Annotated in this window: 6 protein-coding genes and 1 pseudogene; 1 reads left to right on the top strand and 6 read right to left on the bottom strand. The window is 43.0% G+C overall.

Annotation, left to right across the window (positions count from 1 at the left end; translation table 11 throughout):
- Nucleotides 1-448: 448 nt before the first annotated feature.
- Nucleotides 449-1123 (bottom strand): Dph6-related ATP pyrophosphatase, encoded by a 675-nt coding sequence (locus D0466_RS21455; RefSeq protein ID WP_233522784.1) that lies wholly within the window; start codon nt 1121-1123, stop codon nt 449-451.
- Between the two features lie 188 nt (nt 1124-1311).
- On the opposite strand from D0466_RS21455, the pseudogene D0466_RS21450 reads away from it, so the two are divergent.
- Nucleotides 1312-2473, top strand: a pseudogene (locus D0466_RS21450) (IS3 family transposase).
- Between the two features lie 56 nt (nt 2474-2529).
- Here the strand turns inward: D0466_RS21450 and nadE are convergent.
- From nadE to D0466_RS21425, 5 genes are all read right to left on the bottom strand, one after another.
- Entirely contained in the window at nt 2530-3360 is an 831-nt protein-coding gene (gene nadE / locus D0466_RS21445) for an ammonia-dependent NAD(+) synthetase (protein ID WP_117324534.1), read from the bottom strand.
- Nucleotides 3361-3390: 30 nt separating this feature from the next.
- Nucleotides 3391-4857 (bottom strand): nicotinate phosphoribosyltransferase, encoded by a 1467-nt coding sequence (locus D0466_RS21440; protein ID WP_117324533.1) that lies wholly within the window; start codon nt 4855-4857, stop codon nt 3391-3393.
- A 37-nt stretch (nt 4858-4894) separates the two neighbouring features.
- On the bottom strand, nt 4895-5803 hold the full coding sequence (locus D0466_RS21435; protein WP_117324532.1) for a cysteine hydrolase family protein: 909 nt from the start codon (nt 5801-5803) through the stop codon (nt 4895-4897).
- A gap of 231 nt (nt 5804-6034) precedes the next feature.
- Nucleotides 6035-7564 (bottom strand): acyl-CoA carboxylase subunit beta, encoded by a 1530-nt coding sequence (locus D0466_RS21430; RefSeq protein WP_117324531.1) that lies wholly within the window; start codon nt 7562-7564, stop codon nt 6035-6037.
- Between the two features lie 26 nt (nt 7565-7590).
- Nucleotides 7591-8373 (bottom strand): enoyl-CoA hydratase, encoded by a 783-nt coding sequence (locus tag D0466_RS21425; protein WP_117324530.1) that lies wholly within the window; start codon nt 8371-8373, stop codon nt 7591-7593.
- Nucleotide 8374: the final 1 nt, after the last annotated feature.

Here is an 8374-nt window from a genome sequence, read left to right as displayed (position 1 = left end):
GAGCCAGGATCAAACTCTCCGAAGAAATGTTTGAATAGCTCATTTTGTTTTTATAGTGTTTGCTCACTATTATAACGTTGGCGCTTTGTTTTGTTCAGTTTTCAAAGAGCAATTTTCTTGTCGTTTCTGTCGGAAGCGACTTTATTATCTTACCATAACGTCATTTAGTTGTCAACTTCTACAAAGTTTCCATTTTATCTCAAAATTTCACTTTGCTTTTGTAACAAATTTTCTATGATACTATTTTTCGGATTTGCTGTCAATAGCCTAGCAATGTTTTTCTAATGTTTTAGATTTGAATTTTGCATGTATCATACTACTGTTTTAAAGCAGCTCACTTATGATACTACCGTTCCATAATAAAGTCAATATCGAAAATCGAAAAGAAGAGAAAACAGATCTTACATCGTATTTTATTTTACGTTTTTGTGCCAAGTCAGCAGGCTAACTATTTATCCGTAAGGTTTAATTGTTCGATTTCCAGCCTTTTGGTCGTCTCGAGCTGGATGATATCACCGTATTCAAACTCAATTTTTTTCTTAAATAATGGCCCATCATAAACAAACGTGTGGTATTCACCGGCTTCCCCCATTGGGCAACTCTTCTCTTCTTGAATATCCGAATAAAATTGATCGTTCAACTCACGCCCTAGCCAAGAAGAAGACAGCACATCATCTCGCACTCGTATTACAGTTGCTTTATATCCGGATTCTTTAAAAGAGTGCAGAGCTTGTAATGCCTTTGCTTCATTCATCCATAACGGATACAGCGCATGTAAACCCACTTCACCGCATACCTTTTCTCCCCAATCCCGATGCTCTTGCAGATACAAATCACCAAATGCAGCCGCATCCAATTGATATTTAGCTTTAAGCCTTGTTAAAGAATCCACTACTTTTTCGGTATATGTATGGAAAGAACACGGCAGAAATTCAACCGGTATGCCAAGGGCTTCACTCTGAATTTTTATAGAATCTGCCCTTTCTCCATGCCCGAATGTCCTGCCACCGATTTCTTCTGGCAACGTAGTAAACAAACATTTTACTGAATGGCCTTGTTCAATTAATTTATGCAGAGCCATACATCCGTCTTTGCCCCCGCTCCAAGACATAGCAATATTCATCAGAATTTTTCTCCTCATCCTAATTTTGATAGAGCTCGCAGAACTATTATCTCATTTTTAAAGCCCATGTGCATACATAAAAAGAGAAGGCCTCCTTATAAGCAGTGATATTATCCCCTACAGGTAGACAGTAAAAAAAGAGAACATGATAATATGTTCTTAACAGTCTGCCTGGGAGGGGATTTTCTATGGCCAAAAAAGGACAAACCTTTACAACTTATACAGAAGGACTAAAACGTGAAGTAGTTCGTTTAAAGCTGCAGGAGGGGTGGTCTTATCGGCAGCTCCGTGAACGTTTTGGAATTAAGAGTGATGCCCAAATAGCTGAGTGGGTGAAGAAAGTTCAAAATGGAGAACCATTTGATGATCAGCGTGGGCAATGGAATAAAAAGAATTTTAATAGCCTGGAAGAAGAGATTGCTTATCTGAAAGCGCAGGTGGAATACCTAAAAAAGCGCAATCCAAATCTACACGGAAAGGAGTCGTCCTAAAAGCCAAACGGTTTGAAATCATTGATTTTCTTCGAAATAAACATCCATTGAATACACTATTGAAAATAGGGGAAGTTTCCAGAGCTGGTTATTATAAGTGGCGTAAAACCCAGTCAAAAAACGTTCTCTTCGGCTTGAAAAAAATCTATTGATTCAAGAACATATTTTAGCTATCCATAAAGTGCACCCATACTATGGGTACAAAAGGATGACCCGGGCTTTATCAAGAGAGGGAATGGAGGTGAACCATAAGCGTGTTAGACGGTTGATGAGGGAATTAGGCATCCAATCTGTTATACGCAAAAAACGGCCATTCTATGGCAGGAGAGGTTCAGTTGTGTTTAAAAATGTGCTGAACCGTGAGTTCCATGCCGAGACAATGTACCAAAAGCTAGTAACAGATATCATCTATGTGCGCATTGGAGATACCTTTGCCTACCTGTCTGCCGTGTTAGATTTGTATAACAATGAAATAGTGGCATGGCAAGTTTCCGAGCGCAATGATCTTGAATTAGTTATGGATACGCTAAAACAGCTACAAGACAAACCATTTCACAAGGATGCCCTAGTACATTCTGGCCAAGGATTCCAATATACAACCAAATCATATGAAAAGCAGCTGAGGGAGCTAGGTATTCAAGGAAGCCACTCCCGTCGCGGGAATTGTCATGATAACGCTTGTATCGAGAGTTTCTTCTCACCTTTAAAGACTGAGAAGATGTATTTGGTACGCCCAAAAACAGCAGAACAAGCTTATCAAGCCATTGAGGAGTATGTCCAATTCTACAATCATGATCGCTTCCAAGAGAAATTTAACGGCCTTTCCCCGATTGAATACCGAGAAAAGGCCGCAGCTTAATATACTCTTTTTTTCAATGTCTACTTGACAGGGCTATGTGCACAGGCCTCCTCTTTTTATCTCCACCAATCCTGGAATACGTCGATTGCAGGATTGCGTTTATGTTCGGTTTTCAAGTACCATCCTTCAATTTTTTTTGCTGCATCTGCGCTAATTTCTTTGCCTTCGAGGTAATCGTCTATATCATTATATGACACGCCTAACGCTACTTCATCCGGCACCAATGGCTTATCGTCCTCTAAGTCTGCAGTCGGAATTTTGGTGTAAAGCCTTTCCGGCGCACCGACAAATTTGAGGATTTCACGTCCTTGCCTTTTATTCAATCGGTATAAGGGCACTAGGTCGGCTGCACCATCTCCATGCTTTGTGAAGAATCCCGTTATTGCTTCGGCAGCATGATCTGTTCCTAATACAACGCCATGGAAGATCCCCGCCAGATCATATTGCACCTTCATACGTTCCCGGGCCTTTACATTTCCTTTGAGAAAGTCGGAAAGCCGCTCTCCTGTGGCTTGCTCCACGGCCTGTACACTTGCATCAACGGAAGGTTTTATATTCACGGTAACATTGCGGCTCGGTTTGATGAACTGCAGTGCTTCCTGCCGATCTGCCTCGTCTGCCTGGACGCCGTATGGGAGGCTGACAGCAATGAATTGATATTCATTCGTTCCGGTTTCTTCATTTAATTCATTTACAGCTGTTTGGGCTATGTACCCTCCAAGTGTAGAATCCTGGCCGCCTGAAATTCCCAGTACCAAACTTTTTAAGAAAGGATATTTTGTTAGATAATCCTTTAAAAAATCGACACTTCTCCTGAATTCTATTTCCGGGTCAATGGAAGGCTGGACTAACAGCCTTTCAATGATTTGCTTTTGTGAAGGTCGCATGCAAGACTCCCCCTTTTCATTTTTCCACCGTTATTTTTTCATGGCATCTACTTTTTGTTTGACTTCTTCAATATTTTTCATTTTATTTTCCCAGCATTTTTCGCTTAAGTCGACCGGATATTCTTCAGGGTTCAGCGCACGCTTGTATTCCGGCCATAATAGGCGGAGATTCTCTTGTGTAAATTGGCGAATTTCATCCATATTAGGTGGATTGTATAGTAACTTTCCTTCATGGAATATGTCCTCGTGCAGGTCGACGGCATAAAAATCGGTTACGAATTTACTCATGAATGTATGAACCGGATGGAACATTTTGAGTCTTTCTTCGTTTTCCGGATTTTCGTCATCCATCGTGATGTAATCTCCCTCAGAATGCTTATTCGTTCTATTAATGATCCGGTACACCCGCTTTAACCCGGGCGTGGTGACTTTTTCCGGATTGGAGGAAATTTTGATTGTATCTACCATATTCCCTTGTTCATCCTCGATTGAAACCATTTTATAAACAGCTCCAAGCGCAGGCTGGTCATATGCCGTGATTAATTTCGTCCCGATGCCCCAAATATCGATTTCCGCCCCCTGGGATTTAAGGTTGATGATTGTGTATTCGTCCAAATCATTGGAAGCTACAATTTTTGTTTCCGTGAATCCCGCTTCATCAAGCATTCTTCTGCTTTCCTTCGATAAATATGCCAAATCCCCACTATCGAGGCGGATGCCTTTAAAATTGATTTTATCGCCCAGTTCTTTCGCGACCCGGATTGCATTCGGGACCCCAGAGCGCAGCGTATCATACGTATCGACAAGGAACACACAATCATCATGGGAACTTGCATATTCATGAAAGGCTTTATATTCGTCCTTATAAGCCTGGATCATGGAATGGGCATGTGTTCCTGAGACAGGAATGCCGAAAAGCTTGCCTGCCCTTACGTTGCTTGTGGAATCGAACCCGGCGATATATGCAGCGCGTGCTCCCCAAACGGCAGCTTCCATTTCCTGGGCCCTGCGGGTACCGAATTCGAGCGCAGCTTCATTTCCAATCACTTGTTTGATCCTGGATGCTTTAGTGGCGACAAGGGTTTGATAATTGACGATATTTAACAGTGCCGTCTCAATTATCTGCGCCTCCCCAAGCGGTGCCTCAACCCGAAGGATCGGTTCATTGCCGAAAACCAGCTCTCCTTCCTTCATACAGCGGATATTCCCAGTAAAGCGCAGCTCACTTAAATATTGCAAGAAATCATTTTCAAAGCCTAAATCATCACGCAAATATTGGAGATCCGTATCTGAAAAACGGAAGTTCTGAATGTAATGAATGATTTTTTCAAGTCCTGCAAAGACTCCATATCCGTTTTTAAAAGGCAACTTTCTAAAAAACAGCTCAAATACAGCATTTCGTGTATGTATCTCGTCCTGCCAATATGTCTGTGCCATGTTCACCTGGTACAAATCGGTATGTAATGCGTAGCTGTCATCTACATACTGTGAATACATGTGATTCCCCCCCATTATGAAAAGTTAAATTCCAGCATCAATCCATAGAAAAGCTATTTGAACTTACAATGTTGATTCCGTATTGTATCTGCAATTGTTTGAATTCTTCATTTGTACTCTCTTCGAAACCTGTAATCGGGGACATACAATCCTCCAACAAAAAGATCCTGGAAGTGATTTCCCTGTCTTTCGCGTAATGTTCTGCTATTTGTTTCACGGATTCGAGCACGCAGTGGGATTTTGCTTCTCCAGCAATGATAATCTTGTCATATCCCTTTAGCGACTGTAAAAACTCATGGTTGCAATAATCGCTGCGGTCGTACTCTGCTTTGATTATCCCATACATTTCGCTCAATGGATCCAGCCCTTTTACGATCTTTTGGAGCTTTGATTTTCTAGCAATCGAATGGAAATGAATCATGTTGGAAAATTGGCTTTCAAGCGCGGCCCCATTTGTGCCTTGAAGGCAATGATAGGGCCAAATGCATAATTGCTTCTTCCCTAATTTTTCTAGATTATGCACGTAATCTTTGCTAACCTCATAATGTTCTACCGGCTTCCACTTTCCATTGTCTACATCTTCTGCCGAGATAATTGTAAGAGGTTCAGGGTTATGGCCAGACAGGTCAACCCACCAGGACGGATGGAAAATTTGTTGAGGTTCATGGGTGTCAATGGATACTGCGATGGTAGTTATTCTTTCCATATTGTCATAAATGAATCTCGTAACATTTGCTACATCCTGATGAGAATTAGGAACTGCCAGGCCGCCATTTTCCATGAAGTCGTTTTGAAAATCGATACCCAAAAATAAAACCCTGTCGGTATCCTGTACCGATTGGACAAGCTCCTCTTTGCTTGCAAGTGTTAATAATTCATGTATCTTCGCAGAATTCTGGCCTCCAATTGCCGTAACATCAACAATGCTTTCAAAACTCGCCTTCACAATTTTTCCCCCAATTCCGTCAGTAGAGTAATTATCTTTACATATACCCATTTGACCCTCGTCATACTTACGTGAAATATTGAACAATTATATGGAAAAATATACTATACTCTGAGATATTTTCAACTATTTTGTTTTTACCAGGCACAATAAACCAATCCGGAATCAAGATCCCACATAGAGGCTCAGGAAAGCCGATATACCATTTTGATACCCGGATTGGCGCTTATTTTAAACTGGATAAACCCCGTGTTTTCGAGTGGTGAAAATTTGCTGCTTGGAAATATATGACTCAAACCTGTTTATTAATTCCTTGCGCAGGTCATTTGGCTGGACGATGTGATCAATAATCATTTCAGAGGCCAGCCGATATATATCGATATCTTTTTTATATTCTTCCCGTTTCAATTCAATAAAAGCAGTACGCTCTTCGGGTGGCAGCCCCTTGATTTTATTGGCATAAACTGCGTTCACCGCAGCTTCGGGCCCCATTACGGCAATCGATGCGGTCGGCAGGGCGAGGCAGCAATCGGGTTCGAACGCAGGGCCTGCCATGGCGTATAATCCAGCACCGTATGCTTTTCGAACGACCACTGAGATCTTTGGAACGGTCGCTTCACTCATAGCTGATATCATCTTAGCCCCATGGCGGATGATGCCTGCCTGCTCGACTTTCGTCCCAATCATGAAGCCTGGTATGTCCGCGAGAAACAGAAGAGGAATATTGAAGGCATCGCAGAGTGTTATGAACTTCGCGGCTTTATCCGCGGAATCGTGAAAGAGCACGCCACCTTTGACTCGGGGCTGATTGGCGATTATCCCGATTGTATTACCGTTTAAACGAGCCAGGCCTGTTATCAGTTCCGGGGCAAATAATTTTTTAATTTCGCAAAACGTACCTTGGTCGATGATTCTCTCTATGAATTCATGCATATTAAAAGGTGCGTTTTGGTTCGCAGGAAGCAACTCCTCAAGCGTTTTTTCAAATTCCGCGGGTAGTCCCGCTTCTGTTGCAGCCGGCTTTTCCTGAAAATTGGCCGGGAAGTAGGAAAGATAGCTCCGGGCAAAAGCTATCGCTTCCTGTTCTGTCTTCGCTAACACATCGCCACACCCGGATATGGAGCAATGCATTTTGGCACCGCCCATTTCCTCTTCGCTCACCTTTTCGCCAATGACCATTTCTGCCATTCTTGGCGAACCCAAATACATGGAAGCATTTCCTTCCACCATGACCACGATATCGCAAAAAGCCGGAATGTAGGCACCCCCAGCTGCGGATGGTCCGAAAAGGAGGCAGATTTGCGGAACTTTACCTGACAGTTTCACTTGGTTATAAAAAATCCGCCCTGCTCCCCTCCTGCCCGGGAACATTTCGACCTGGTCCGTAATACGAGCCCCTGCTGAGTCAACAAGATACAGTAGGGGAACCTGGAGTTTTTCCGCCGTTTCCTGGATACGGAGGATTTTTTCAACCGTTTTGGCTCCCCACGAACCCGCTTTTACGGTCGAATCATTTGCCATGACACATACTGTTTGCCCGCCTATTTTACCGATTCCAGTTACCACACCGTCCGCTGGCAAGCCTCCGCTTTCACAATTGGCAAAAAAAGCATCCTCTATTTCCAATCCTTCATCAAAAAGCAGCTCCAGCCTATTGCGAACGAATAATTTCCCTTTTTCAGCGTTTTTTTCATGATATTTTTCAAGACCGCCTTTTTTTATTTTGTCCACGGTTTCATTCAGTTTTTCCTTTAAGGACATGATCGTTCCCTCCCTGGCGAAACAGGTCATTCGCCTGTGAAAATCGGTGTTCTTTTTTCTTTGAAGGCATTCAACCCTTCCAGCCTGTCACTTGTAGAAATTGTCCGTCCATAACAGAGCTCTTCTATTTTCAATCCCGTGGCAATATCTGTCTCCACTCCTTGGTTGATCGCTTGTTTGGCAGCCTGCAAGGCAATGGGCGCATTGCGCGCAATTTCATTCGCGAGGGAAACGGCTGTTTTCAGAAGCTGGCCGCTGTCTGTTATTTTGCTGATTAATCCCAGGCGTTCTGCTTCAAAGGCATCAATGCGCCTTGCTGTAAATATGAGCTCCTTGGCTCTCGAGGTTCCTATGATTCGCGGCAGCCTCTGGGTTCCTCCTGCACCCGGTATTATCCCGAGTGATGTCTCGGTAAGGCCCATTTTGGCGGAATCGGCTGCAATACGAATATCACATGCTAGCGCAAGCTCTAGCCCTCCTCCGAAAGCTGATCCATTGATCGCGGCAATTACCGGCTGGGGAAGCTCTTCAATAGAAGAAATCGTGTAACCAATCAATTTTACTGTCCTTTTTACTTCCGCCTCTTTCATACTTCTCCGTTCTTTTAAATCAGCACCCGCACAAAACGCTTTTTCTCCGGAACCCGTCAATATAATGCATCTTAACGAAGGGTCATAGCGCAGTTGTTTCATCACCCCGTTCAGTTCTTTTAACATGTCCAGAGATAATGCGTTGGCAGCCTGTGGCCGATTCAATGTCACAATCGCAATGCCCGTTATCTCTCGATTAAGCTCTATGATTGATGACATA

Origin of the sequence: Peribacillus glennii (assembly GCF_003429105.1) — a bacterium.
GTDB classification, from domain to species: Bacteria; Bacillota; Bacilli; order Bacillales; family DSM-1321; genus Peribacillus; species Peribacillus glennii.
Note: the sequence above shows the minus strand (reverse complement) of the source record. Positions and strands in the feature narration are given on the sequence as shown.